21 protein-coding genes and 1 pseudogene are annotated in these 26,370 nt (G+C 68.8%); 2 read left to right on the top strand and 20 right to left on the bottom strand.

The window, feature by feature from the left end; all coding sequences use genetic code 11:
* Positions 1–122 precede the first annotated feature (122 nt).
* Complete coding sequence (locus C6376_RS32385) at positions 123–1,463, bottom strand: aspartate aminotransferase family protein (RefSeq protein WP_216825636.1); 1,341 nt, start codon at positions 1,461–1,463, stop codon at positions 123–125.
* 620 nt (positions 1,464–2,083) lie between these two features.
* Between C6376_RS32385 and C6376_RS32395 the strand changes: the two genes are divergently transcribed.
* Entirely contained in the window at positions 2,084–3,433 is a 1,350-nt protein-coding gene (locus C6376_RS32395) for an XRE family transcriptional regulator (protein ID WP_254076163.1), read from the top strand.
* Positions 3,434–3,473: 40 nt separating this feature from the next.
* Positions 3,474–3,703, top strand: a pseudogene (locus tag C6376_RS45745) (glycosyltransferase); the annotation flags it as partial.
* A gap of 74 nt (positions 3,704–3,777) precedes the next feature.
* On the opposite strand, the gene C6376_RS46240 reads toward C6376_RS45745, so the two are convergent.
* From C6376_RS46240 to C6376_RS32490, 19 genes are all read right to left on the bottom strand, one after another.
* On the bottom strand, positions 3,778–3,912 hold the full coding sequence (locus C6376_RS46240) for a hypothetical protein (protein ID WP_269647814.1): 135 nt from the start codon (positions 3,910–3,912) through the stop codon (positions 3,778–3,780).
* Positions 3,909–4,769 carry a class I SAM-dependent methyltransferase gene (locus C6376_RS32405; RefSeq protein WP_254076164.1) on the bottom strand — a complete coding sequence of 287 codons (861 nt, stop codon included), beginning with the start codon at positions 4,767–4,769 and terminating at the stop codon, positions 3,909–3,911. The genes C6376_RS46240 and C6376_RS32405 overlap by 4 nt, the downstream gene beginning before the upstream one ends.
* Positions 4,766–6,019, bottom strand: coding sequence for a protein-L-isoaspartate O-methyltransferase (locus tag C6376_RS32410; protein ID WP_107446614.1), 1,254 nt, complete (start codon positions 6,017–6,019; stop codon positions 4,766–4,768). The genes C6376_RS32405 and C6376_RS32410 overlap by 4 nt, the downstream gene beginning before the upstream one ends.
* Positions 6,020–6,061: 42 nt before the next feature.
* On the bottom strand, positions 6,062–6,976 hold the full coding sequence (locus C6376_RS32415) for an NUDIX hydrolase (RefSeq protein WP_254076165.1): 915 nt from the start codon (positions 6,974–6,976) through the stop codon (positions 6,062–6,064).
* A gap of 74 nt (positions 6,977–7,050) precedes the next feature.
* Positions 7,051–8,820 (bottom strand): ATP-binding cassette domain-containing protein, encoded by a 1,770-nt coding sequence (locus C6376_RS32420; RefSeq protein ID WP_254076166.1) that lies wholly within the window; start codon positions 8,818–8,820, stop codon positions 7,051–7,053.
* Positions 8,821–9,383: 563 nt separating this feature from the next.
* Positions 9,384–11,717: a DEAD/DEAH box helicase gene (locus C6376_RS32425; RefSeq protein ID WP_159083328.1), complete on the bottom strand. Its 2,334-nt coding sequence runs from the start codon at positions 11,715–11,717 to the stop codon at positions 9,384–9,386.
* A gap of 242 nt (positions 11,718–11,959) precedes the next feature.
* On the bottom strand, positions 11,960–12,388 hold the full coding sequence (locus tag C6376_RS32430) for a hypothetical protein (RefSeq protein ID WP_107446618.1): 429 nt from the start codon (positions 12,386–12,388) through the stop codon (positions 11,960–11,962).
* Positions 12,389–12,575: 187 nt separating this feature from the next.
* Positions 12,576–13,811 (bottom strand): acyl-CoA dehydrogenase family protein, encoded by a 1,236-nt coding sequence (locus C6376_RS32435; RefSeq protein WP_107446619.1) that lies wholly within the window; start codon positions 13,809–13,811, stop codon positions 12,576–12,578.
* Positions 13,812–13,869: 58 nt separating this feature from the next.
* Entirely contained in the window at positions 13,870–14,406 is a 537-nt protein-coding gene (locus C6376_RS32440; protein WP_107446620.1) for a GAF domain-containing protein, read from the bottom strand.
* On the bottom strand, positions 14,403–15,032 hold the full coding sequence (locus C6376_RS32445; RefSeq protein WP_107446621.1) for an ATP/GTP-binding protein: 630 nt from the start codon (positions 15,030–15,032) through the stop codon (positions 14,403–14,405). Before C6376_RS32445 ends, C6376_RS32440 begins: the two co-directional genes overlap by 4 nt.
* Complete coding sequence (locus C6376_RS32450; RefSeq protein ID WP_159083329.1) at positions 15,013–15,378, bottom strand: DUF742 domain-containing protein; 366 nt, start codon at positions 15,376–15,378, stop codon at positions 15,013–15,015. Before C6376_RS32450 ends, C6376_RS32445 begins: the two co-directional genes overlap by 20 nt.
* Position 15,379: 1 nt before the next feature.
* On the bottom strand, positions 15,380–15,856 hold the full coding sequence (locus C6376_RS32455) for a roadblock/LC7 domain-containing protein (RefSeq protein ID WP_159083330.1): 477 nt from the start codon (positions 15,854–15,856) through the stop codon (positions 15,380–15,382).
* A gap of 88 nt (positions 15,857–15,944) precedes the next feature.
* Positions 15,945–17,462, bottom strand: coding sequence for an ATP-binding protein (locus tag C6376_RS32460; RefSeq protein ID WP_159083331.1), 1,518 nt, complete (start codon positions 17,460–17,462; stop codon positions 15,945–15,947).
* A gap of 330 nt (positions 17,463–17,792) precedes the next feature.
* Positions 17,793–17,987, bottom strand: coding sequence for a hypothetical protein (locus C6376_RS32465; protein ID WP_107446625.1), 195 nt, complete (start codon positions 17,985–17,987; stop codon positions 17,793–17,795).
* A 452-nt stretch (positions 17,988–18,439) separates the two neighbouring features.
* Positions 18,440–19,678: a methyltransferase, FxLD system gene (gene fxlM, locus C6376_RS32470; RefSeq protein ID WP_173985781.1), complete on the bottom strand. Its 1,239-nt coding sequence runs from the start codon at positions 19,676–19,678 to the stop codon at positions 18,440–18,442.
* A gap of 202 nt (positions 19,679–19,880) precedes the next feature.
* Entirely contained in the window at positions 19,881–21,056 is a 1,176-nt protein-coding gene (locus tag C6376_RS32475; RefSeq protein ID WP_107446627.1) for a hypothetical protein, read from the bottom strand.
* Positions 21,053–22,054 carry a thiopeptide-type bacteriocin biosynthesis protein gene (locus tag C6376_RS32480; protein WP_107446628.1) on the bottom strand — a complete coding sequence of 334 codons (1,002 nt, stop codon included), beginning with the start codon at positions 22,052–22,054 and terminating at the stop codon, positions 21,053–21,055. The genes C6376_RS32475 and C6376_RS32480 overlap by 4 nt, the downstream gene beginning before the upstream one ends.
* Positions 22,036–23,259, bottom strand: a complete 1,224-nt coding sequence (locus tag C6376_RS32485; protein WP_107446629.1) for a lanthionine synthetase C family protein — start codon at positions 23,257–23,259, stop codon at positions 22,036–22,038. Before C6376_RS32485 ends, C6376_RS32480 begins: the two co-directional genes overlap by 19 nt.
* Positions 23,256–26,306, bottom strand: a complete 3,051-nt coding sequence (locus C6376_RS32490; RefSeq protein ID WP_107446630.1) for a lantibiotic dehydratase — start codon at positions 26,304–26,306, stop codon at positions 23,256–23,258. The genes C6376_RS32485 and C6376_RS32490 overlap by 4 nt, the downstream gene beginning before the upstream one ends.
* Positions 26,307–26,370 lie beyond the last annotated feature (64 nt).

Genomic DNA, 26,370 nt, shown 5'->3' on the forward strand with positions numbered 1-26,370 from the left:
GTGGTCTCCTCTAGTTTCGGCCGAACTCGTCGGCGAGTTGCGAAGGAATCTGTGCCGTCGTCGGCGGGCCACCGTCGACGGGCACGCTCGCGCCGGGACGAAGGGAGGCGCTTCGGCGTTGATCAGGCGGCTTGCGTTGCGAGCACCGGTTCGAGCGCGGACAGCGCCTGGTTGCAGCCGTGCAGTGCGAACTCGATGTCCTCGCCGGTGTGTGCGGCGGACAGGAACCACTGGTGGCTCGGATGCAGCAGAACCCCGTGCTGCGCCGCCTCGGCGGCGAAGGCCGTGCTCATCCGCTCGCGCATGACCGGATCGGCGTGGGTGAACTGAAGAAACGGCATCGGCGGGTACCCGACCACCCGGGCTGGCACACGATGCTGGTCGACGAGCGCCGACAGGCCGTCCTGGAAGGCGGAGCCGACCTTCCACATCCGCTCGAACGCGTCGGTGTCACGCAGGATCCGGATCGTGGCCAGTGCCGCGGCCATCGGTGCGGGGTCCGCGTAGAACGTCGACGAGATCCGGGTGCGGGCCAAGGTCGACAGCACGTCGGCCCGCCCGACGACGGCGGAGATCGGATGCCCGTTCGCCATGGCCTTGCTGAACGTGCTGACGTCCGCCTGGACGCCCAGGAGTCCCTGAGCACCGGACAGGCCCAGCCGGAACCCCGAACGCATCTCGTCGAGGACGAACAGCGCCCCGTGCTCGTGCGCGATGTCACGGATCTTCTGCAGGTGGCCCTCGGGAGCCGTCTCGTCGCCGAACGGCATCATCAGCACGCACGCCACCTGCCCGGGATGACGGGCGAACGCCTCACGCAGCGTACTGAGATCGCTGTACTCGAACAGCAGCGTGTCGGCGCGGGTCCCTTCCGAAATGCCCGCCGGGATACCTGCCGCCCAGTCGTGCCAGCCGTTGTAGCCCCAGCGGATCACCTTGTCGCGTCCGGTGAAGATCCGGGACAGCCGTACCGCCGTACTCGTCGCGTCGGACCCGGTCTTGAGCAGGTATGCCATCTCCGCGCCGGGCACCACCGAGGTCAGCAGGTCGGTGAGCTCGCTCTGGCGACGGCTCCACAGCGGAGCGATGCAGTTGCCGTTGCGCAGTTCAGCGAGCACCGCCTCGGTCACCCGTTTATCGGCGTGCCCGAGGACGACGGGCCCGTACCCGAGGGTGAAGTCGACGTACCGCCTCCCGTCCAGATCCCACAGGTAAGGCCCGGCAGCGCGACTGAAGTAGCGCGGGTAACGGGTCTGGCCGCTCGCGCACGGTCCGACCACGTCACCTCTGGTAGCAGCCCGCGCATCCGTACGAGCACTCTGGGCGTGCCATCGGTCGTCGAGCGCCATCCCCCCGCCCGTGGCGGTGAACCTCCGCCCAGGGCTGGGAGGGGAACTGCCCGTCGGCGGGGCCAGGGACTGCGCCAGGTGCGAAGAGGCCACGGCCTCGTCGGTGGCGGTCATTTCGTTTCCTCCCGGTGTGAAGCGCAGGGCGCAGCGATGCCGCTGACCCGGCCTATTCGGCGGTGCAGGACAAGGGGGGCGTGGGCAGGCTCATGGAGTGAGCGCCGGCGCCGGTATGGCATGGGGCTCCAGGCAGCGGATCCAGTCCGCTAAGCGGTCGACCCACCCGCCGGTGGCGACTCCGGCTCGGATCCGGTACATCGGGGTCCGGGCGATCAGGAGATCCGCCACCGTCCGGACAGGGACGGGATCGGGCTGCCAAGTCCAGCCGGGCAGCCCCCGGTCGGCGGCCGATCCTTAATCAGCCACTCGCCGATGATGGCGCGGGGTCTCGGCCGTTCCAGACCCTGAGCGTCCAGCCCGTACCCGTGGTGTCGAGCCCGCGACACTGCAGAGAATCGGTAGGTTGATCCACTTTTCTCCCCCTTGCTCCTCGTTCGGTGCACGACAGAGAACCGCAAACGGGGCCCGGGGAGTAGTCGTCCGCGCGGTTTACGGGGTGGACGGGGTGTACGCACGCAACTCGGTGTACATACACCAGGTTTCACCCGCGCCAGGTGCCACTCCGGATCGCCTCGCGCTAGCGTCGACAGACGCGTTGTGCGCCCGGAAGGAGTGCCGTGGTGGAGCCACAGCCGGTAGGTGCAGCACCGCTTGCCGTCCTCCTGACGCAGCTCGGGATGAAACCCGAACAACTCGCCGCGCGAATCAACGAACTGCGTGCCCGTCGCGGGTTATCGCCGCTGCACCTCAAGAGCGCATACCCGTGGATCCGGCCGGTGCCAGTCCGCCCCGACAAGGCCAATCAGGCGGACGCACTCGCCGTCCTCAGCTTCCGAGCCAGACGCCGCGTAACAGCCCAGGAACTGGGCTGGGACGGGCCACGACGCCGCCAGCACAAACCTGTCCGCCCATACCTGGACACCCCCGGCGACGCCGCCTTGCCCGACCTGCTCCATGAGATCAGCAAGGGAGACCCCAACTCCATGGACCGCCGTACCCTCCTCAGCGGTGCCGCTGTCACAGCGCCCGGCCTGGCACTCCTCATGTCCGGCGGGGCTCTGAGAGCCGCACAAGGCGGCGACCGCCTCTCCCTCCGCTTGGTCGCCAGCATCGAAAACGGCGTCCAAGAGCTACGCGACCTGGACGACACCGAAGGCAGCTCCAGCAATCTCGACTGGGCGCACGGACTGTGGCAGAGCGTCGCCCGCGTCGTCATCAACGCCCGATACCGCAATGCCGAGGCCGACCGCCTGCACACAGCCTTCATCGAGGTCTGTGAGCAGTACGGGTGGATGCTGTTCGACGCGGACCGCCACGCGCAGGCGCAACGCGTCTACCAGACCGGACTACGCCTGGCCCGCGAGGTCGGACCGGCTGGCCCCGCCCGCTTCGCGGCACACAACCTCCTGGCCTCGGCTGCCTACCAGGCATCCTGGATCGGGCAGCACCAGGAAGCCAAGACACTCCTCGACGTCGCCTCCCACGGCGATCTCCCACCCCGCGTGCGCGCGGTCATTGCCGACCGGGAAATCTTCGCCGCAGGACGCCGCGGCGACACCGACGCGCTCAGCAGCGCACGCGACCGGGGCCACGAGCTCCTCCAGGACGCCGGCACAGATGGGCCCTGGTGGTCACAGTGGCTCACTCCACACGCGCTCGATGCAGCGACCGGCCGCGCCTGGCTCGCCGCGCGCAAGCCAGAGGACGCAACGCCCTACCTCAAGCAGCGCTTGGCCATGACCGGCCCTGCCTACCCCCGCGACTACATGCTCGCGTCACTTGACCTGGCCGATACCTATCGCGTCTCGGGCGACGTCGACGCCTGCACCGCACTGGCCCTGCAGGCGGCCCACCTCACTGATGGCGTCGAATCGGCCCGTGCGCTGTCCAGGCTCCGAGAGGTGGCCGCCGCACTGCAACCGTACGAGGACCATCCAGGAGTCCGTGATCTCATGCACGTCGTGTAGAGGGCTCAAAATGCCACACCCGGACAGTTGCCCCTGTTAGGCGGGACGGCCGACCGCCGAGAAGGGCACCGAGCACCTGGTCCAGAGCCTGGCGCCGATCCCGGGTATCGAGTTGAGCGTCGCGCCCTCAGGAGCCCAGTTCCACGCCCTGTCACCGCTGTTGTAGCGGCCGGGATACCGGCCCGCTACCTCGGCTGGCTCCGCCGTCCCCAGCTGTGGCGGGCGTTCACCGAGCACGACGTGCCGGTGATGCCCTCGACCACCCTGGAGGGATACGCTCCATGCGCGAAACTCGACAAGCTGATACGCGACAGGTGGCTTGCCTAGTGAACAGAGGGCAGATGTCACATCCCGGCCGCATACACGGGTCCGGCCCGCCGGGTCAGCAGCACCTGCTGGCCCTTGGGACTGTCGCGCAGCAGGATCAGGTGTACGTCGACCGGAAGTGTGAACCGCCCAGCGGCGGCCTGCCCGCTCACGCGGTTCCTCCCGGGCGGCGGGCCAGCAGCACCGTGAATTCGACCTGCTCGGTCAACCGTCCGTTCTCATCGGCGTGTCCTTCGAGCAGGTGCAGCGCCTCCGCTTCGAACTCGGCGTGCCGCTCGGCGAACAGGTCGGCTCGGGCGAACGAGGTGGTGCGCAGATAGCCGATCACTTGCTGCGGCGTCCAGGCCCGGGGGAAGCGGAAGAGGTGCTGGCTGACGTCGCTGAAGGCGGAGTCGGCGAGGTCGTCCTCGTAACGGCGGCTTGGCTGGTTGTAGGTACCGCAGCTGCCGACACGGCGGCCAGGCCCGAGATAGGACTGGATCAAGCCCTTCAACGCGCCTGTCCAGTCGGCTTCGTGGGTCCACAGGCTGCCGTCACCCATGAGTGCGAGCGTCGCGTGCGGGGCTGCGACCCGGGTGGCCATCGCCAGTACGGCGGGGCGGTTCATCCAGTGGAAGGCCCGGCAGCAGGTAATCAAGGCAGCCCCGTAGTGAGGCCGTTGAGGGTTGAACTGGTCGGCCGGGACTTCGTGGCAGGACAGAGCGCGGTTCCCCAACAGAGGGTGGAGGGTGACGACGGCTTCACGGAGTTGGGCCCGGCTGGGGTCGACCAGATCCACGTGAGTAATACAGGGAAGCGCTGGGAGGAGAGCTGCGGCAACTTGCCCGGTGCCTGCTCCGAGGTCGAGCAGCGTCACGTCCGGTACGCCCTTCACGGCGTCGGCCAGTAGCCACGCAACCTGCTCGGGTACACCCGGCCGGAAGCGGGCGTACTCGTCGGCCGCCGCGCCGAACAGCAGATCCTCGCCATCCGGAGCCGGAGTGGGTGGGTGATCGGCGGGTGTGTTCACTGCGGGTCCCCTTTCACCGGGCGTTCGTCGCGGAGCGTCCAGCACAGCTCGTTACGGCCGGATCCGGCGACCGCCCACTGCTTTCCGTCCGCAGAGAACTCGATCCGGTACGCGTCGGGTTCGCCGGCCGCCTGCCACTGGGCCGCGATCTCTTCGATCTCGTGCCAGATGCCGCGAGGCCCGAACTCTGTGACTGAGCACGTGCCGTCACCATCCGGGCTCACGCGCACCCAGGAGCCGCACTCCGGAGCGCCGATCTGAAGGTGCTCGGCGCCGAAGTTGCAGACCAGTCCAGGCCGAAGGTGATCGAGGGCCAGCCAGAATCCACGCGCCTCTCGGGGTGGTGGCAGGCGGTGCCCGCGCACGGTCACACCTTCGGCAGTGGCCATCTCCTCGCGGAACGCGGCGGACAGGAAGAGACGGTCCCAGCCCCACCCGGCGCGGTGCCCGAACTCGACCGCCCGCAGCTCTCCCTCGATGCGTCCCTGAGCGGTTTTCGTGATCACAGCCAATCCCGGCCACGACGGCGAGCTGGTGCCGACAGTCGCCAGCGATAACCCCTGCGGCGCGAGCTGTTCCACCAGCGCCGACGGCACACGAGGCACGGCGAACGAGACGAACACCCGGTCATACGGCGCCCGGTCGGGCCAGCCCGCCTTGCCATCTCCCGTCACCACGGTGGGCCGGTAGCCGAGGTCGGCGAGGTGGGTGGCGGCGGCCGAGGTGACGTGTTCGTCGCGGTCGATGGTGACGACCCCGGCGTCGCCGCTGAGGAAGCAGGCCACCGCAGCGGTCACGGCGGCGCCCGTGCCGACATCCAGCACCTGCTGCCTAGGCTCCAGATCCAGTTCCTGCAGGAGCCCGGCGGTCATCCCCGTCACGCTCGACATGGACGTCATCGCCCCGCCCGAGAGCGTGCCACGCGCCCGGCCCAGGAGCGGTTCACGGTCATGCTGGATGGCGACGCTGTCCCCGCTGTAGAGCACGTGCAACAGTTCGTCCCGGTCCTCGGGCGCCGACCAGTCCAGCAGATCCCAGCGTGGTGGGGTCTCGTCCGGTGCGCTGCGTCGTACGTACGCCTGCGGCATCAGTACCTGGCGGGGCAGCGCCAGAAGTGCCTCGGACACCGGGCCCGGGGGCAGATGCCCGGCCTCGTGGAGGTGGGCGACCATGGCCGCACGGGCTCTCGCCGCGTCGGCGTCGTCCACGGCTGGGGTGGTGGGGGAAACGGGTGGGGCGGGTTTGGGCATGGTGGCGATCTCCTAAAGAAGGCGAGGGGAAAGGCACAAGGGTCAGGTCCAGCCGAGTTCGGTGTAGAGGCGGCCGCGCCGGATGCCGTCGATGGCGGCCCGGGTGTAGGTGACGGTCGGCTCCGGCAGAGCGTCGGCGGGCCACCAGCCCCAGCTGACGCACTTGTCCGGCTCGAGGACCTGGGGTTCGCCCTGCCACGTTCGGGCCCGGAAGACCAGCTGGAGGCGCGGCTGTGCGCCGGGGGAGTCGACGAGGTGGACGACGTGCACGAGTTCGACGTCCTCAGCCTTGATCACCAACCCGGCCTCCTCGCAAGCCTCCCGGATCAGGCAGGCGATGGCGGATTCTCGTTCGCAGTGACCGGCCAGGAAGTGGTGCTCCAGGGGCGCGTAGGCGGAGTCGGGATGCCGCAGCCCGAGCAGGATCTCGCCGTCCCGTTCCAGGTACAGATGGACGCCGATAACGTTCGGCACCGTCTTCGTGCTGGCATCGCGTAGGCGCAGCACCGGCAACGCGTCGGTGGCACCACCGTCTGGGCGTGGGCCCTCCTGGTGGTGGCGGATGACGGCCGTGGTGCCGGGGTCCATGGTCAGATACGGGATCTGCTCGGCATCGGTGAAGCGCAGCATGATCCCCTCGGTGAGGGGCAGCAGGGCGGGGTCGCCGTCCCACGTCCCGGCGTACACCTGGACCCGGCTGGTGGTCCGGCCGTCGGCGTCGGTGTCCTCGACGACGGCGAGCGGGACGAGGTCGGGGATGTGCAGGCCGGCCTCTTCCATCAGTTCGCGGGCGATCGTGTCGTCGAGGCTTTCGCCGGGTTCGGGATGGCCTCCGGGCAGGGACCATTGTCCGGCGCAGCTGATGTTTTTGTTGGCGTCCCGCAGATGCAGCAGGTAGTGGCCGTCCGCGTTGACGAGCAGCGCCGCCGTGGTCGTGGTAACGGCTGATGCGGTCACGGAATCCTCCATCGGAACGGCGGGCAAGTGGTGGGGTCGTCGAGCCCCGGGGGCCGGGGCTCGACGCAGTTGGGTCAGCGGTCGGTGGACAGGGCCAGAAGTTCGGCGAACAGGCCGCCGCCGTGGGCGACTTCGTCGTATGTTCCGTGTTCGGCGATCCGGCCGTGTTCCATCACAATGATCCGGTCGGCGATCTTGGTGTTGACCAGCTGGTGGGTCACCACGATCGTGATCCGGCCTGCCGCGATGGTCTTGATCTCTTCCAGGATGGCGTGCTCCCCGCGGGCATCCATCTGACTGGTCGGCTCGTCCAGGATCAGCAGGCTTGACCTGCGATACAGGGCCCGCGCGCACGCCAAGCGCTGCCACTGCCCGCCGGAGAGTTCCGTCCCGCCCCACAGCTCCCGGGCCAGCAGCGTGTCCAGGCCGCCGGGGAGTTCCTCGACGGCGTCCCGCAGCCCGACCTCCTCCAGGGCCCGCCACACCAGGTCGTCGCCCGCCTCGCGGGGCTGGCCAAGGGTGACGTTGTCGCGGACGGACAGCGGCCACTGCGCGAAGTTCTGCGGCACCAGCCCGGACAGGTCCCACAGGCTGTCGGGGTCGAGGTCGGCGACATTGCGGCCGTTCCAGGAGACCATGCCCTTGTCGGCCAGGAAGATGGCGGCGAGCAGCCGGGTAAGGGTGGACTTCCCCGAGCCGTTCTCGCCGACCACGGCGAGGATTTCGCCGCTGCGCACCGTCAGCGACACTCCCGCCACGGCCGGAGTCTCCTTGCCCGGATACCGGTACACGACCTCGTCCAGGCGGATCTCCTCCACCGGCCGACTCGGCGTGAACTCGCCCCGGTTGGGAGCGCGTTCGGCGGCGTAGTCGAGGAAACCGCCCATGTCCGCGAGATAGAGGGACGTGTGGAACATGGCTGCGCCGTAGATGACGAGCTGACTGAGGGCGGCGAGCGCGGTCTGCACCGCGACGACCGCGGTCGCGGCGATTGCCGGCCCGATCCGTCCGCTTGCCGCCAGCCAGGCCAGCCCCGCCCAAGTCGCGACGAGGAAGATGCCGCCGATCGCCGAACTGACCAGCACGATCCGCAACATCTTCGGCGCCGCAGCGAGGGTGCGCGCGTCGATCCGCTCCGAGATCGACCGGTACCAGAACACCAGGTACGAGGTCATGCCGTTGGCGCGGATCTCATCGGTGAACTTCACGCTGGTCGCCCAGCCGCGCAGATTCTGCCGAACATTGCGGTCGCCCACGTTGGCGTAGTGGGTCTCGTAGCTGACACGGGCGTGCAGGACGGCGCCCACGCCGGCGGGGACGACGGCGAGCAGCAACAGCGGCAGCAAGAGCGGGTGCAGCACCGACAGCACCCCGCTCGCGCTGACCATACGCACGACAGCGGCGGTGAACCGGGTGGCGTCCTGCACCATCACGTGGCTGCGGACCACCCCCATCTCCGCCGCCTCTTGCCGGTCCGCGCAGCCGTCCTCCGCCCGCGCGGCGGCCTCCATCCGGCACACCGCCGCCACCAGGGCGCAGTCGGACTCGGTCGTCAACCGCGGGGTGATCCGGCCGTCCGCGTATGAGGACAGCGCGGTCGCCACCCGCCCTGCCGCTGACGCACAGGTGATGACCAGCAGGGCCGGCAGCGCTTGGTGGAGCCGGTCGGCCACCTCGCCGTTGGCCAGGATCCAGCGCATCGCACGGGATGTGGCGGTGAGCAGAACGGCGGCACTGATGCCGATGGCCAGCTGGCAGCTCGCCAGCAGAAGCACGGCCCGCCGGTCGATCACCCACGCCATCCGTGCGGTCTGCGCCAGCACCGACGGGAGCCGCCGGCACATTTGCGCAAACGATGCGTCCGTCAGGGGATTCTTGGCGTGCCGGCCGCCGTAGCGCAGCTCGGCAGGCGGTGGAGGCGGCAACCGGCGCGGCGCCGCCGTGTCAGGCGCCGGAGAGGCGGGCTCCGGGCTCACCGGCCACCTCCCCTCGCCCTGTCCGTAAACCGTGAGGCAGACGCAAACGGCCATGAGGCCGTCGGGAGCTCATTCGGGGCAGCCTGAACGACAGGCAACTGGGCACCTCCAGCACCGACTTGGGGGGATGGCTGATGATGACCGGAACAACGACGCGACGTCCGTCTTCGAACACACGTGTTTGAGTCGTATCCCCAGCCGCCCAATCTCGCGGTCCGCACGCTCGTGGCCGTTGATTCAAGCGGGTCCACCACATGACGGCGGTGGCCGAAACACCGACGGCCGATACAGATGAGGCCGATGAGGTGAGTGGGAAGACGGCATGTTCGGGGCGCGATCGAGCTCGGAGCGGCTTGATCAGCATGGCGGGCCGACCGGTCAGGCATTGGCGCGTCCGCGGCGGAGATCTTCACTTGGCACCGTCTCTCCTGCTAGTCGGGGAACTTCATTCCGAGGGCCACGAGTTGCTGATGTCGCTCCGGTTTGAGTTTCCCTTTCCGGTATTTCTGGACGCATGTGTTCATCCAGCTGCGTGGGCGAAGAAGGACGGGCTTTTCGATCACATAGCTGCCTGGGATGTTCAGGTGCCCGTGCTCGGTCTTGAACTCGGTGACTGCCTTTATATGGAGGTCCCAGCGAAATTGCAGCGAGTCCCAGACGAAGCCTATGCGGTCGAGTGTTCTGCGCTGCTCGGGAGTTAGGCGGTCCGGATGCGTACGGAATCCGGAAACCTGCTGGCCGATGCTTCGACCGCGCAGGACGTAGGTCTGGGGTATGTCGAGGTGGCCATTCCAGATCATGAACTCGCGGCAGTCTGAGACGAATTGATTCCAGACGTACTCGGCCCGGTCCCAGATGAATCCCTCCGCGTTGAGTGCCGCTACCTTGGCATCCGGGACCTGTCCGTATCTGTAGGAGGTGCGCAGGCTGGCATATATCTGGCCGAGCGTGTACTCGCGGTCGCCACTCTTGGCGACGTAGGTTTTCGGGACGTCCAGGTGGCCGTATTCTCTCTTGAATTCCCTTAGCTCGTGGATCAGTTCCTGCAGTTTCTGATCGGGAACTGACCAAGTCATCCCGAGGGCTTCCCATTCCTCGATCTGGGAAGGCGAGAGCTTGCCCAGCCGGTGGAGTTTGCGCAGGTACGCGATCCAGCGCCCCAGGCCCAGTCCGGTGGGGGTGCGGTAGTCCTCGTGGACACGAAGGTCCCCATGCTCGGCCCGGTAGGTCTCAGCGGCCTGGAGGTATTCGGGCCAGACAGTGGTGGCCGCGCGAACCGTCCGTACGGTGATGGCGTCGGCGAAGTCCGGAGGGACGGGAATGCCGGTGAAAGAGAGCCAGTCGGGCAGCTCGCCTTCGGTGCCGGCGCCGAGCCGAACCCTTCCAGTAGCGGTGGGGGTGGCGAGGGAGCGGCGGGCGGTCTCGAGTTCTTGGTGCAGTGTCTCGTCGTGTGAAGCGAGGGCCCGCACCGTCTGCCAGACCGGACCGAAGGGGGTGGAGCTCAGCGCGGTTTCGGGATCCTGGTCCTGCTGGAGGAAGACCGGCACCATGATGGTCGCGGTTTTGGGCCGGCTGCGGTCGCTGAGCCGCATGGCCCGGCCGGTCCCCTGGATGGTGTCGATCGTGCTTCGCGGGCTGAGGAAGCAGACGGCGTCCACGGCAGGGACGTCGACTCCTTCTGACAGGACGCGGGCGTTGGAGACGACGATCAGGCCGTCTTCCTGCCCGGCGAGCCGGTCCAGCGCCTTTCGCCGCTGGGCGACGGTCTGGTTGCCGTGGACGTGCTCGGCGGCCAAGGCGGTAGGGCGCTGGTCGGGGGGCAGGAGAGCGTGGGCGCGGGGCAGGAGCGTGGCGAACCACTTCGCCTCGGCGATGCTGCCGTGATAGGTGATCATGCGCCTGATGCCGTGCTCGTGGGCGGCGCGCAGCACGGCGAGCTGCTTGGCGAGCATGGGGGCGGCCACGGCGGTCCTGCCGATGCGCAGGAAGGCGTCGTCCCGGCCGAGCAGCTGGTGGGCCTCGCTGCTGGTGACTACGGGGACCACGAGGCGGTAGCGGGCCAGTAAGCCGAGGTCGATGGCGGTCGCGAAAGGCAGCCGGTAGGCGACCGGGCCGTACAGGCGTTCGTCCGCCATGCTGATGACGTCCTCGCCCTCGCCGTCGAGGATCCGGGGCGTTGCGGTGAGATACAGGCGGCGGCGCGCCGTGATGATGTCGTCGTAGTGGATGGCCGCCCAGGCTTTGGTTGCGGCGCCCGCGGTGCGGTGGGCCTCGTCGATCACGGCGATGTCCGGAGGCGCCATGCGGTGGTGGGCCTGGGCCTGGGCCAGGATGTGGAGGCTGGCGTAGGTGCAGGCGATGGTGAGCGGCCCGGGGTCTTTGGCGAGGGCTGCCAGCTGGGCGGCGTCGTTGGCGACTTGGGCCTCGGTGCTGGTGAGTTCGTCCTGCAGTCCGGTGCGGTGGGCGGAGAGGACCTCGCGGTCCGAGCAGACCGCGATGATGCGGCCCAGCCGGTGTCGGCCGAGCTGGTGTGCCCATTCCATCATCGTCTGGCGGACTAGTTCCAGGGTGGGGACGACCACTAGGCGGCGCCGGGAACCGATCTCGGCGACCTGGCCCGCGACTTCGGCGCCCACCCGCGTCTTGCCTGTCCCGCACGCCATCACTGCGGTGACCCGGCTGGAGTCGATCAGGGTTTTGGCCAGGATGTCCACGGCCTCCTGCTGGTGCGGAAACAGCGGGGGTGAGGTCTGGAGCTGATTCACGGTCGGTCGGTTCCTCGATGTCGTCGAAGAGGGATCGGAAGGCACTCGTTCAGCGGGTAGGGCGTGTCGTCCCGCCGCCCCGCCGCGTCAGGCGGGCCAAACCAGCCGGGACTTCGGGGCACGGCAGGGGCGTCTTCGCGCGCCGTTGGCCCCGGTTACACGGCGGTGCTGAGGATCTGTTGCACGGGCGTGCAGCTCGAAGGTGGCGATGACGAGCGCCGATTGGCACCACGTGCAGACCGTTACCCCAGTTGGTTCGGATGAAATTCTTCGCTGCTGCGGCGCCTGGCGACGGCTGCCTGTGTGCGTCGACACGAGATGCCGTGCGCTCGCTCCAGCCAGCGCAGCAGCTCCTGCAACTGGCTGACCAGCACCAGCAGGTGTTCGTACGCGAGGTCCGCCCGCGGCCGGGAGTTGGAGCGGGCCTCGGTCCGCTCAATCAGCTCGTGGAGTTCGGAGCGTTCCCTGTCGCCGAGCGCTGCGGCGAGGGTGCGGGCGTGCGGGATCAGGGTGGGGGCGAGCTCCTTCAGTGTGGTGAGAGTGTCGGCGACGGCACGTGGGGCGGAGACGATGCCCCGGTTCGCGATGCTGTCCAGCTCCCGTCGCGCCTCGACCAACAGCGCGGACACGTCCGTGTCGGTCGTACGTACGGCGGGAGTTGTGCTGGTCATGGAGGTGCTCCGTGTCGGTTGAGTGGGAGATGGGGTGGGAAGGTCGTGGCGCGTGATCTGTTCCACGGTCAGCCGCGCTGTCGGCAGGCTCCACTCGACGGGTGGAGCTTGGACAGGCGGCAGGCAGATAGGCGGTCGGGGTTCCCCGAAGTTGGTTGTGGTGTTTGAGGGCGCGGGTGCCTGGGAGTTAGGCGGCTGTGCTGGTGGGGAGGAAGAGCGAGGTTTTGGCGGCGAGTCGTTCGGACCACTGGATGGGAGGGGCGCCGAGCTCGGTTTCGGCTAGACGTTGGCGCTGGACCTCGCCGGTTCCGGCGGGGGAGTAGGTGTGCTGGACGTCCCGCCAGAGCCGCTGGAGGGGGTAGTCCGTTCGTAGGGCGTGGGCTCCGTGCAGTTCCATGGCGTCCTGGCCGGATTCGACGGCCCATTTGTGGTTGAGGTACTTGGAGTTGATGAGTTCGCCGTCGCAGCTCTGGCCGTGGTCGAGCATGTGTACGGCCTGGTGGGCGAGTTCGCGGCAGGCCATCAGCCGGGACTTCATGGCACCGATCCGGTCACGCAGGACGGGAAGGTCGGCGAGGGTGCCGTTGTAGCGGCGGCGTCCCTCAAGGAAGCTGGCGGCGCATTCCATGATCGCTTCGTGGATGCCGAGGGATACCGCGGCGAGGTTGGGCCGGCCGTAGAGGATGCTGCTGCTGTAGGCGATGTCCTTGCCGTCGCCTACTTCGCCGATCACGTTGGTCTCGGGTATGCGTACGCCGTCGAAGGTGAGCTTGCCGAAGCTGAAGCCGTGGAGGCCGAGGGCGGGCCGGTGCGGTTCGACGGTCAGTCCGTCGCGGTCGTGTTCGACGAGGAAGGCGGTCAGGGCGCGGGAGCCTGCCGCGTCAGCGGAGGCGGTGCGGGCCACGACGCAGTGGACGTGGGCGATGTGGCTGTTGCCGATGTGGACCTTGCTGCCGTCGATGATCCAGTCGCTGCCGTCGCGGCGGGCGGTGGTCTCCATGCCGAGTACATGGCTGCCGGTCTCCTCTTCGGTCACCGCGATCGACAGCAGCGTGTCCCCGGAGGAGATCCGGGGCAGCAGCATGGCCTTCTGCTCGTCGCTGCCGAAGTGGATGATCATCGAAACGGGCAGCTGGCTCGCCTGCAGGATGGCGCCGGCCGCGCCCGATGCCCGCGCCACGCTCTGGATCATGAGGGTCTTGGCGAGATGTCCCGCATGCATACCGCCGTACTGGCGCGGGATCGTGGCGCCGAACCATCCCTGCTCGGCCATGAGCAGCGCCAGGTCGCGTTCCACGGTGTGAGGGGAGGACTCCATGCGCTGGACTCGGGGGGTGACTTCCGCAGCGGCGAACTCGTCGAACTGCTGGACCAGGGCTTCGTAGTCGGGCGTGACCGGAGTCGTGGACGACATCGTGGGCATCGTTGTCTCCCCCTCGGGGTGGTGGTCGCGGGTGGTGCGGCCGGGCGCGCGGGTGCTGCTACGAGCTGGTACGCCGGTAGAACTCGGTCATGAAGAGGTCGCGGTAGTGGTCGATGAGCGTCCACAGCGGGCGACCTTCCGAGCGGTTGCGCGGCTCGGTGCCGACCACGCAGACCGTGCCCCAGACATGGTTCGTGCGCTCGTCGATGAGAGGAGCTCCCCCGTACACGCGGACCCCGATCTCGTCGACGACCGAGTTGCCGGCGAACTCGTCGAAGTCGAGGACATCGGTCAGGACCAGCGAGCCCCGGCGCTGGACGACGTGCGGGCAAAAGCCGTGCGTCAGCGGCATGGTGCGGCCCACCACGGGCAGTTCGCCTCCGGAGGGGTTGGCGAGACCGAGGAAGAACTGCTCGCTGCCGACCCAGTTGAGCATGGCGTACGGAGTGCCGGCCGCGTTGGCGACCTGTTGGGCGAAGGCGTCGAACGCGCCCACGGGCGGAGCCGTGGGGTCGAAGAATTCGGGCAGGTGGCTCTGCCAGTCGATGTCGTGGCCGGCGGTGGACAGGAGGTCGGACGGAGCGTGGGAGTTCACAGCTGTGCTCCTTGAAGGACGGTGGCAGGGGAATGTGGGCGGGTGAGCGCGTGGTCGATGAGATGGGCGAGTACGCCGGCCGCGTCCGCCCTCTTGCGGGCATCGCACAGCACGACCGGAACCGTGGCCGGCAGGGCGAGAGCGGCTGAGACTTCGTCGGGGTCGTAGCGGCAGGCGTCGTCGAACTCGTTCACGGCCACGATGATGGGCAGGCCGCGCCGCTCGAAGTAGTCGACCGCGGGAAAGCTTTCGTCGAGGCGGCGGGTGTCGACGAGGACAACCGCAGCGAGGGCTCCTCGCGTGAGCTCGTCCCACATGAACCAGAACCGGGTCTGCCCAGGCGTGCCGAACAGCATCAGCACGGTGTTCAGCTGCGGGAAGGTGATCCGGCCGAAGTCCATGCCGACGGTGGTCGCCTTCTTGTCGAACAGCAGCGTGAGGTCGTCCACGCCCTCGGAGGCGGCCGTCATCACGGCCTCGGTACGCAGCGGAGTGATCTCGGAGACGGCGCCCACAAACGTGGTCTTGCCTACCCCGAACCCGCCGGCGACAACGATCTTGACGGAGGTGGCACTCGCGCCGCCGAGCCGGCGCGGCAGCCCGAGGTCAGAGCTTGAGGAGTCCATTGCGAAGGGCCTTCAGGAGAGCAACGTCGGGAAGGTCAGCAGAGTGCGTGGCGGTCATGGCATTCAGCGCACCGAAGTCGATCAGCCGGGACATGAGGATCCTGGTGATCTGGAAGGGCAACCCGATCAGGGCGCCGATTTCAGCGACGGCCAGGGGCTGATCCCGGCACAACGCCATCGCCTGTTCGACTTCCGGCGGCTGGCCCGCAGGCGGTTCTCCCTCGGCCCACAGCAGCGTCTCGATCTGCAAGTCGTGCGTGGGCTTGGTCTGGCCGCCGGTCAGGACATAGAGGCTGGGGGCCTCGGTGTCCTCGACGGTCCAGGCCGGGCTGCTTGCGGACGCCATCTCACTGGCCGTCACCGGAAGGAGCCCCGCCCACACGTGCCTCTGTGGTCAGCAACTCGCCCATCCGCTTGATCAGGTCGACCATCGCGAAACCGACGGCTCCCTCGTCCGCGCGGGTGTTGGTCAGCACACCCAGCACGCTTTCGACCTTTTTCGGGTCGCGTCCCGCATTTCGCGCCACTACGGACGGGGGGCTCCCGGCACTCATGATGAACAGCAGGAAGCTGCTCTTCCTGATGAGGACCTGTTCGACACGGCCCTCGCCGTCGTCGACTCCGTGAGCGATCGAGTACAGGCCGTTGATCACTGCGGCCAGGCGGTCTGCCAGTTTGCCGTCCATGCTCGGTCCGGCGTGAGCCAGCCGCAGACCGTCCTGCGTGCCGAGCAGGACGCCCGTCACATCGGGCAGCTGGGCCAAGTCGTTGAGGAGCTCGTCCACAACCACATCCGGTTGTACTGCCGTCGAGTCGGTGGTCATTCCAATTCTCCGTATCTCCGTACGCTGTACGGACTGGTGCTCAGGCGCGAAGCGAGGCACGAAGGATGTGTGGGGCGCGTTGCGTTGGTCAGCTCGCGCTCCCCTTTGGCGGTCGCGTCTCGCTGTCTGCCGCGGCTTGTTCCGCGCGATGCACGCCTTGGGTGAAATTGCTGACGAAGGCAGGATCCGGCGGCGCGAGCGGGACGGGGGCGGCCTCTGGCTCGGCAGGGGCCGCGCGCTCATGGACCGTTGCCTGTGGTGTTCGCTGCGGCAACCGGGGGCGAGTGTCAGGTGTGGCGCCGAGCGGCGGTGCTGCCGTGGTCGCTGTCGAGGCGACGGGGCGCCGCCCAGGGGCAGGCCGCGCGTCACGGTAAGGCAGTGGCGCCGTCCCCGCTGGGACTGGGGCCGGAGGACTGGGCCGAGGACCGCCGGACGGCCGAGGACCGGGGTGCCTTGTGAGTTGCGCTGCCGGGACCGGTGTGGCGGCAACGTATGCGTGAGCCTGTGACGGTGCCGCCGGCTCGTTCTGCCAGAGCAGGAGTTTGTCCGGCATCACCACGAGCGCCGTGATCCCGTGCATGAGATTCTTCTGCAGTCGCACTTGGATGCCGTACCGGCGGGCGAGTTTGGCCACTACGAGCAAGCCGGTCTGGCGCTGGGCCAGTTGCTCGGCCAGGTCCGTGTCCTGGGGATCGGCCAACATCCGGTTGCAGCGATCGAGTTCGCCCTGGGCCATGCCTATGCCCCGGTCCTCGATCTCCACGGCCAGACCCGCGGTGACCCTCGTCGCGCGCACGACGACTTTGCTGTCCGGCGGGGAGCAGAGAGTGGCGTTCTCCTCCAACTCGGCCAGCAGGTGGATCAGATCGGGACCGGCGAAGCCCGGTATCTGCACATCCAGGGTGGATGTGTGCATGCGGACCCGGGCGTACTTCTCGATTTCCCCCGACGCGCCGCGCAGCAGGTCCACCAGCCCGATCGGTTGGTTCAGCGTGCGCGCCTTCACACCGCCCAGAACCGCCAGCCGTCCGGCCGACCGCCGCATGCGCTTGAGCAGGTTGTTGACGTCGAACACGCGATACAGCACGTCCGGGTCCTGGACCTGCTTCGTCAGCTCCGTCACGATGCCGAGCGCACGTACGAGCAGCAGGGTCAAGCCCCCGGCCAGATAGACAAGCGCCTGCGTCAGTTCCGTCTGCCGCCCGTTGACCACCGCCCGCCACGTTTCTGCGTGCAACTGGAACAGAGCGGCCTCGGTTTCATTCCACGGGTTGCCGCCGGAGTTCGCCTGCGCTGTGGAGAAGTCAGGAGGGGAAGGCCGCTCGCCCCGGTCGATCTGCTCCAGAGCATCGCTGATGCTCTTGCGTCCTTCGTCCACGCCGGCTTGGAAGTGCCGCAGCCAGCCATGCACGGAATCGCTATACTCGCTGCGCTGCCGGTGCAGCTCAGCCGCCGTGCGAACTGCCATCCAGTCCGCGCAGACCAGCACGGCCAGGCCGGCGGCTGCTGCCGCCGCCCCGATGATCCAGCCATCCACATGGACGCGTGCCGTCGCGCCGACGGCAGCCGCCATACACAAGATCGCCGCGACGAAGAGGGCGGGCACGAGCACCAGAAGCCGCAGCCGCAGGTGCAGCCCCCTCTCGGTGCGTAGTGGCTCGGCGCCGCGCGCACGCCGACGCTGGCCACGTCGGTGACCGATGGGTCGCGGGCATGACTGATCAGACATTGGTGACCTCGCGGAACGTGGTCCCGACAGGGAGGAGGGAATAGCCGGCAGGGAACGAGCGAGCAGCGCACCCGCACCGGGGGCGGGGACCGCAGCGTGCAGGCCGGGACTTGGGTGGGAGTGGCCGCCGGGGCACGCGCGCCTGACCGCAGCCGACGGGGGAGGCGGCGTACGGCCCGGGTCCACGGGGGTGCCCCGGCGGCCGGTCTATATACGGATCCCGCTGATCGTCTCGACCGCACTCTGTACGACGCGGCTGATGGACGGAGCAAGCGAGCTGTCGCGGAGATAGAAGCCGAGGAGCACGGCCGCTATTGCGTGGCCTGCCTTGAGGCCGCCTTTGCGGATCAGCAACCACACCATGACGGCCAGCACAACAACCAGGGAGACAGTGATGCTCACAGAATTGCGTTTCTGCTGGGCGAGTGCGTCCGAGGGGTCCCGCGTTGCCAATCGGGTCGGCGGCAATGACCCGCGTGGCTGCGGGACTTGAAGCGACGGCGCGCCTGAAGGATGGCGCACCTGCGCAGCTGGTGACCGCATTGGTCCGGGCGCGGCCGAGATGGGCCGTCATACCGGCTAAGGCGGGAAACGGGGCAGGCACGATGTCCTCCGGGGGCGCAGACTTGTCGTCTCGCGTCATGTCCGCGACGCCCGGGTGACCGTTTCCGGCCTTCGATGATTTTACAGGTAAACCAGGGAAGTAATCGATGCTCTCAGGTCAGAAGCCTGTGAAAAATGCATGGTGCACAAGGGTGTTGGCGCCCAGAACGGGAAATACCGCTGCGCTGCATGTTCGGTGATGCTGGTCAACCGGACTGAATTCCCTCCATTGCTGTGGTGACATCGTCGGCTCAACTCCTGCGGGGCCAGTGGACGACGAGGCGGCTGCAGGGCTTGTCCATGACGAAGCGCGGTTCGGAGGCTGTCAGTTGGTTGCGGGCGTCACCAACGGCCATGCGGAAGCTGGGTTCGGGTGAGCCGTTGCCCCAGCTCTGGTTCCACTCGCTGATTTCGGTGGCGACCCGGTCGGCTACTTCCGAGGCGCGCGGGCCGTGGCCGATGACGCCGATCTGCCAGAACGTGCCGTGCTCGTCCTCGCCTTCCCGCTTCGTGAGGTAGGCCAAGGAGTCATTGTCGAGTGCGGTCATCGAGCCCCAGCCGAAGTTCGGGATGAGGCCGGAGCGGGACCCCGGCATCCGGGACAGGCCGTTCGGCAGCACGTATGCCAAATACAGGTAGAGCCACTCGTAGGAGTCGCCCTTGCGGAACTTCACGTTGGTGTAGATCTCGGCTGGGGACTGGTCCAGGACGGTGCGGATCGCCTCGCGGTCGACGTTCTGCTCGCTGTAGGTCTCCAAGCGCACGTCGCCGTCACCTGCCATGTCGACCATGGTTCGGACGTCATTGCAGACGCCCTTGCGCAGGGGGACGAACGTCATCATCTCGGTGGAGACCGTCCTCCAGGTCTGGCCGTCGCGTTCAAACGCGAAGCTGCGGGAGATGCTGCCGCGAATCCGCATCGGGATGACGAGGCGTCCACCGGGGACGAGCTGGTCGAGAATCCGCACGGGGATGTCCCCGGCGCCGACCGTGAACTGGATGCGGTCGAAGGGCGCATGTTCGGGCAGACCGGCGGCGCCGTCGCCCAGTGCGACGGTGACGTTTGCGGCCCCGGCCTGCGCGAGGTTCTTCCGCGCGCCGTCGACGAGGTCCTGGTCGACATCCACGGTCCACACATGGCCTTCGAGAGCTACGAGTTCTGACAACAGCCGGGCGTTGTAACCGGTGCCGGCCCCAGCTTCGAGGATCTTGTGGCCGGGCTGGGCGCCCAGTTGTTCGAGCTGGGTGGCGACGATGGAGGGTGCGGAGATACAGGAAAGCATCGCGCCCGTCGCGTCGTGCTTGATCGCCACGGCGTCGTCGACGCAGGCGCTCTGAAGGTCGACACCGGGGAGGAACCGGTGGCGATCAGTGCCCCGGAACGCGGCGATGACTTCCGGGGTGCGCAGGTGGCCGCTGTCGACGAGGCGGCTCACGAGCTCGTCGCGCCATACGGCGGGATCGGTGACGGGCGTCACGGTGGTCTCCATTCGCGCGAGGTTAGGGGCTGGCGGGGTGGAACGACGGGGAGGCGCGTCGGTGGCTTGCGCCTCCACACAGGCGACTGGCGGCGAAGCCGATGCCCCAGCCTCCTGCTGGTCGGAAGCACTCAGGTGTGGCCGAAGGCGGCGACTGCGTGGCGGGTGAGAGCGGCACGCATCCCACGCCCCCCGAGCATCGGCGGTCGTTGCATCAGCTGACGCCTGGCCCTCTCGCATGCGGCGATACACCTCCGTCCTCGGTGAGGCACTGAGCGAGGCTCGCCCCAGCCGTGCTGACAGCCCGCATCAATGTGGACAGCACCGATTCCGGCAGCGTGCCCCCGCCGAGGCCGCCGTCGTGGACGATCGCCTCCAGCTCGTGGCGTGACCACCCGTCAGCCGGTGGAGCGGGCTGGCGGAGGATTTCGCGTGCTGCGTACGCGTCCCGCGCCTGTGTGGTGTCGCTGACGATCGCGTCGTACAGGGGGCGCGCAAGGGTTTCGCAGCCTTCCGGAGCCAGGTCGATCGCGGCCAGGGCCAGCCGCACCCGGAACATGCGCAGGTGTGGCGGGTCCGGCTCCAGCGCATCCCGCACGGCGAGTGCCGTAGCGGCGAACCCTCGTGCTGTGGCGCGGCCCGCAAGGTGGTCGGCGTAGTGGCGGAGGATCTGCGCGACGGCTTCCTCCCACGGCTCCGTGATCGTGGCCTTGTCGATCAGGGAGTTGGCCGTGTCCTGGGCGTCCGTATGCAGGTTCGCAACGATGCGTGCTTGCCTGCTGCCGTACAGCCGCTCGGGCCGCTCGTCATAGACGGTCGCGTGTTCTGCCGCCTCATGCCATTGGCCGGCGGCGACCAGGAGCCGGGTGCCGTCGTCGAGCAAGAGGTCGTGGAGCCAGGGCTGGATGTGGTCCAAGGTGGCTTCGGTGGTGAAGCCCGTGAGGTCGATGGCCTGTCTGTGGACGGTCACGGTGCCGCCGTCACGGGCGGTGCGGTGCACGTTCATGAGCTGCTGATAGGCGGCCTGCGGGTCGCCCGTTCGGGCGGTCAGTCGTACGAGGTTGACGATGGGCTGGAGGCTGGCGATGGCGGTGTCCCCGGTGACAGGCCATGCGGCTTGGAAGAGACGGAGCTGACGTCGGCAGAGGTCTGTCGCCAGGTCGGTCAGCCCGCTGTCGGAGGCGATCAGTGCGGACAGGTTCCAGGTGGCGCATGCGAGGTTGATCCGGTCGAGGAGAGGTCCGTCCTGCGCCGACTTCTCCCCGCAGGTGCGGACTTCGTCGAGCCGGGCGGCGAAGCTGGGGTAGACGAGGTGGGACCGGCTGACCAGAGGGAAGCGCTTGGAGAGCCGACGGAGCCTTGCCTGTGGGTGCTGTGGCGGCGCGGTCACGGCATCGGCCTTTCCGTGGGGTCAGCGGGATGCAGGATCGCGGCATGTGCCGCGTGAGCGAGGACGCTCTGGGTGCGGGCGGGCAGGCCGATCCGGTTCCAGTGGAAGATCACGTGGTAGGAGATGACCTCGCGCAGGCCGCGGTCGAGGGCTCCGTCCCGGGCGGCTGCGCCGAGGTCTCTTCCGGCCTGCCGAAACGCGCTCACCCAGTCGGCGGCGGGCTTGAGGGTGCGGTCCGACTGGAGCATGGGACCAGAGGGGCTGGTGTCAGCGATGAGCAGCTGTCGGAGGCTGTCGGCCATGGCGTGGATTTTGGCGGCCGGTACGTCTGAGGGAAGGGGCCGTTCCCGGGTGACGCGGTGCCACACGTCTCCTTGCTCGTACCACTCCAGTCCGGCGGCGCGCATCAGGGTGGCGCACAGCAGCAGTGACAACTCCCGGCGGCCCAGCTCGCCACGAGCTGTGGTGAGGATGGCGTGGCTGTCGGCGTGGAACAGGGTATGGGCGATGGTCATGCTGGTGTCGCCGCCGAACGCTGCGGTTTCGGGTTCGTAGATGCCGGGCCACCAGCGGTGGACTTGTCCGGCGGCCGTGAGTTTGTCGAGCATGTCGGTCAGTGCCGGGGGGAGTTGCGTCCCGAAGGCCGGGAGCAGCCGCATCCGCCAGCACGGGTGCTTACGGATGAACCACCACCCGGTGATCAGTCCGCCAGTTTGGGCCTGGTCCAGGACGGGGGCGATGTGGTCGGCGGCGGTCTGCTCGGCCTTGGCCCAGTCGGTGCACTGGATGTACAGCTGACGCCATGCCGGGGGTCCCGCCTGTAGGGCGAGGGCCTGTTGCCCGGCCTGCTGGTAGACGGCGACGGCAGCGTCCAGGTCAGCGAGCTCGAGTCCGGCGCGGGCTGCGGCGGTGTCCGTGTCGCCTCCGGCCATGACATCCAGCACGGCGTGCAGGGTCGCTTCCAGGAGGGAGGGTTGGTTCAGTCGATCAGTAGGCATGTGTCCCATCCCGAGGTCGGCGCAGCGTCGTGGGCTGCGGTGGTCAGGGCGAGAGCGGTGCCCGCGGCGCCTTGCAGGAGGCCGGGGTCGCCGCCTGGACGGGCGTGCCGGGTCAGGGCAGCGGCCAGGTCGGGCAGGGTGGCGCGCAGAGCCGGGGCGGCGGCGTCGTGGGCGGCGCGGAAGGCGGTCTGGTAGACGCCCGCCCAGCCGTGGCACAGGCCGGCGTCGGTGATCTCGGACAGCTGATCGGGATCAGTCAGGCAGCGGACCAGGGCGTCCTCGTACAGGCGCTGGCGAGCCGGGTCGCGGCGCGCGAGGGCGGCGAGCTGTCCGGCGCGGGCGATGCCGGGGGTGCCGTAGCACCAGCTGGGCCGTGCCGGGCCGGGTTGGGCGGGACGGCCGGTGCGGAGTTCACCGAGGCGGAGGTGCTCGGGCCACCAGAATCCGGCGGGGCCGTCCTGCCGCCACGTATCGAGCCAGTGAAGGATGGTGTCGATGGCGACTTCCTGGCCGTCGACCCTCACGCCTTGGCGCAGGGCGCGGGCAAGGAGCAGCAGCGGGCCGGTAATGCCGTGGGCGGCGCCGAAGTTGGCGTGGCCGGCGGGGACGGTGGACGAGGTGAGGTCGGGCTGGTGATCGACCCACCAGCCGGGCAGCACGCCCTGGTCACCGTGCCGGATGGGGCGGGTCAGTTGTACGAGGTAGGCCAGGACGCGTGCCATCGCGGTGCCGGACGGGGACCGGCGCAGCAGGTACGCGCCGATGCCGGTGAGCCCGTAGAAGATGTCGTACTCGCGGAAGCCAGCTGGACGCCCGTGGCGCATACGAGTCCGCGCCGCGTCGCATCTGCGGTGGGCGAGTTGAGCCACGTGGTGGTCCAGGGCTGCCAGCGCCTCCTGGTACCGGGGAGCCTCGGCAGTAACGGCGCAGTCGAGCATGAACGCTGCCGCAGGCGCCCCCAGGTACAGGCCGCTGGTGTCGGCGGCGCTGACGGGGGTGGCGACGGCGGTCTTGATCCAGGGGTGTGCCTGCTGCCAGGTGCCGTCTCCGGTACGGGCGCGTTCGATGTGTAGGAGCGCGGATCCCGCGGCGCCGGCGGCCAGGTCCTGCGCCGCCCAGGGCTGGTCTTCGGGCGGCGGGACGGGGGTGGCCAGGTGGCGGGCGAAGGTGTCCGCCAGCACAGCTGGGCTGGTTGCGGTGGTCATAGCTGCCGCTCCCGGTGTCGCAGGGCGCAGGCCCGGGTGAGCCGGCCGGTGGTGCGTTCGTGATCGGGGTCGACGGGCAGCGCCCGCACATGGTGCTCGTGGAGCAGCGACCGCAGCACGCTGTCGGAGTTGTGCCCGGTGGCCAGCTGCTGCCGGTAGGCGGTCAGGGCGGCAGCGCGCTGCCGCCAGGCGGCGGCGACCTCGGGGCCGCCCGGCAGGGCTTGGAGTGCGGTGTGCTCGGGATCGGCCAGAGCCTGGGCCAGGGCGATTCGATCCCGGGGTATGGGGCCGCGTTCTTGAGGGAGCGTGCGGGTCAGCCAGTCTGACGCCTGATCTGCGTCGCCGGTGAACCGCACCGTCAGGTCGAACATGCTCGCAGCGGTCAGGGCCTGCCCGGTGGCGGCGTCATCCGCAGCGGCACGGATCTGCGCCACGCCGGCGGCCGAGTCCGCGGCGAACACCAGGTGCGCGGCGTCCAGAGCGGGGCCGTGCCCGTACGGGCCGGTCTGCGGCGGGTAGGTAGCCAACTCCAGGCCGGCCGCCAGATGTTGGCCGCTGAGGGCGTCTGCCCAGCCGGTGACCAGTTGGGCGGCCGGACCGAAGGCGGCTGAATCGGGAAGGCGCAGGTACAGATCCAAATGCTGGTCGGAGGCCGGGCGGGTTGTGTCGCGATGGCGCCTGAACCACCAGAGCGGCATGGTGGTGAACTGGTCGAGCAGCGTGGGCAGGTGGCCGGACAGGATCTCGTTGTAGCGCTGGGGGTGCGCGAAGAGACGGGCATACAGGACGGTGGGCTGGCTGGGTGTCCCGGGGGCGGCGGCAGCGGCCTCCGGCAGGCGGGGCGGGTCGGCGGGGGTGGAGTTCGCCAGAGGGATCAGGAGCTCGTGGGGGCGGCCGATCCATGCCCAGTCCCGCGCAGTGGTGCTTTCGCGCAGTTCGACAACGCGGTTGCGGTCCACGCCGGCGCGCAGCAGCGCCCGGTGGATGCGCTGGTCGAGGTCGAGGGGCAGCTGCTGGCCGTCTTCGACCAGAGCAAGGCGGTCAGGGACGCAGAGCCGTTCGCGCCATCGGGCTAGTGCCTTGTCCCAGTCGGCCATGGGGGCGGACCGGCCGGGCAGTTCCTCGGCGGACAGCAACCAACGGGCAGGCGCGAGGATCGTCTGCTTGTACCGCACGCGTGGCAGGTAGGGCAGGGTGGCGGCGACGCCAAACGTGAACGCCCGGTAGGCGGCATTGCGGGCGGTGGTGATCTCCGCCAGGAACCTGGCGAGCGGCGGTGTGTGGACGGACGCTTCCAGCGCATGGGTGACGCGAGGCTCGATCTGCTGCCCCGTTGACCTGCGCACCAGATAGAACCGGCGGGTATCCGCAGTCACCGCCAGGTCGTCGAGCGGGATCACGCCGGGGCCGGACTCGTGGTGCTGGCCGAGAGGGATAGTGAAGGGCAGGACCTGCACGGTGCGGGCGATGTTCTCGTTGCGGCGCCGGCGAGGGGTGAACGACAGCTGCGCCGCGATGGCGCCGGGGCCGGCGGTCGCGTACGAGTCGGTGAGCGCGCTCTGAGCGGACGGCGGGAGCAAGTGCGCGAACCGGCCGAGCATGCTGCTGCCGGGGCGGGGGGCGCCGGTGACCAGCAGCCGGTAGTCGCCGCCCTGCACGGCCTCCAGAGTGGAGGCGTGGATCTCCACGGCGATCTCAGCCCGGGGCACGGGCAGCAGCGGTTCGGTGTGGCCGGCGGTCAGGTCGGCGATCGCCGCCCGGGTGAGGACCAGCTCACGCCTCCCACCGAGCATCGCCCCCTGGAGCAGGCGCAGGATCTTCTCGTCCCGGTCGGTCACCTCATACGGCGGTCGGGCGCGCTCGGAGCCCAGGAAGCCCGCGGGCAGTCCGAGGCCGCTGTCCGCGACCAGATCCAGTACGGGCACGAGCGCCTCGTTGCCGTACCGGTCGAGGAACCGCTGGTGGTAGTCGCGCCATTGCGGATACCCGTACGGATGAGGCGACAGCTGGTGCATGACCTGGGCTGCCTCGGCGGCTTCGGCCAGGAGGGCTTCGGGGATGTAGGCGGTGCAGTCCAGTGCGGCGTCGACCAGCAGCGGGACGCGGCCGGTGGCACTCACGTGCCGCATGCTCTGCGTCAGCGGGTCTCCGAGCGTCCAAGGGGCGACGGTGTCCGGGTGATTCAAGCCGCCCCGGATCGAAGCGAGCTGGGAGGCCAGCTCTGCGATATCGGGTATGCCCGTGGCGTCTGCTTTCTCCAGCTCATCGCATATGTGGGCGAGCGTGTCGACGGACGTCATCGGGGGCCACAGACTGCTGATCAGGATGTGCTTGCTCAATAGGTCGGAGATCAGGCCGGCGAGCTGCTCAGGGCGTGCGGTGGGGAACTGTCCGGACAGACGGTGCACAAGCAGCTCGTACGGGATCGGGGCGCGGGCAGCCTCCAGCACGGCAGCCACGGGCCGGGTCAGACGGACCGACAGCTCGATGGGGGCGTAACCGGAGGTGTGCGCGTCAGTCGGCATCCCGTCCACCACGTGCCGGTTGCCGCGGGAGCGGCCGGTGTTGTTGGCCACGACCGTCAGCCGGGCCAGCAGAGCGGGGTGGCTCTCCAGGCGGGTAATGACGTCCGTCAGCCAGTCGGAATCAGGCCGCAGAACAGTCCGGTACCCCTCACCCCACAGAATATGGGCGGCTTGAGCGGACTCAGCGGGGGCGACGCCGGCGAATACCCCGAACGGGGTGGGCCGGTGGTTCCACCGCAGGAGGTACGCGGCAACAGACCGGACGGCCCGCCTGATACGGCGGCCGTCGGTGACGGTGCCGTTCAGGATCTCGGTGACGCGCTGACACAGGACGGGGCTGGCTGCGGACAGCGCCGTCGGCACTGGGGCGCGCCATACCTCCTCCAGCCACTGCCGACCACGGATCGTGGCGTCGTCGCCGTGCAGGTCAAAGTCCGGCACAGGGATCGGCCGGGAAGCGGTGGAGGCGCGCAGCAGCATTCCAGGCTGCCACTGATACGTGAGGGGTATTCCGTGGGCCACCGGTGTCCCTTCCTGTTGTGGGGTGCGCGGACGGGGGGTGCCGGGGCGGCAGCGATGATCGGCT

The organism is Streptomyces sp. P3 (genome assembly GCF_003032475.1).
Taxonomy (GTDB): domain Bacteria; phylum Actinomycetota; class Actinomycetes; order Streptomycetales; family Streptomycetaceae; genus Streptomyces.

Bases quoted from the DNA above. Each gene is read 5' to 3' on its own strand.
- C6376_RS32435 (WP_107446619.1), bottom strand. From the start codon at position 13,811: ATGCCCACGATGTCGTCCACGACTCCGGTCACGCCCGACTACGAAGCC.
- fxlM (WP_173985781.1), bottom strand. From the start codon at position 19,678: ATGGAGACCACCGTGACGCCCGTCACCGATCCCGCCGTATGGCGCGAC.
- C6376_RS32420 (WP_254076166.1), bottom strand. From the start codon at position 8,820: ATGTGCCGGCGGCTCCCGTCGGTGCTGGCGCAGACCGCACGGATGGCG.
- C6376_RS32430 (WP_107446618.1), bottom strand. From the start codon at position 12,388: ATGACCAGCACAACTCCCGCCGTACGTACGACCGACACGGACGTGTCC.
- C6376_RS32410 (WP_107446614.1), bottom strand. From the start codon at position 6,019: ATGCCCAAACCCGCCCCACCCGTTTCCCCCACCACCCCAGCCGTGGAC.
- C6376_RS32485 (WP_107446629.1), bottom strand. From the start codon at position 23,259: ATGACCACCGCAACCAGCCCAGCTGTGCTGGCGGACACCTTCGCCCGC.
- C6376_RS32455 (WP_159083330.1), bottom strand. From the start codon at position 15,856: ATGACCACCGACTCGACGGCAGTACAACCGGATGTGGTTGTGGACGAG.
- C6376_RS32480 (WP_107446628.1), bottom strand. From the start codon at position 22,054: ATGCCTACTGATCGACTGAACCAACCCTCCCTCCTGGAAGCGACCCTG.
- C6376_RS32445 (WP_107446621.1), bottom strand. From the start codon at position 15,032: ATGGACTCCTCAAGCTCTGACCTCGGGCTGCCGCGCCGGCTCGGCGGC.
- C6376_RS32385 (WP_216825636.1), bottom strand. From the start codon at position 1,463: ATGACCGCCACCGACGAGGCCGTGGCCTCTTCGCACCTGGCGCAGTCC.
- C6376_RS32450 (WP_159083329.1), bottom strand. From the start codon at position 15,378: ATGGCGTCCGCAAGCAGCCCGGCCTGGACCGTCGAGGACACCGAGGCC.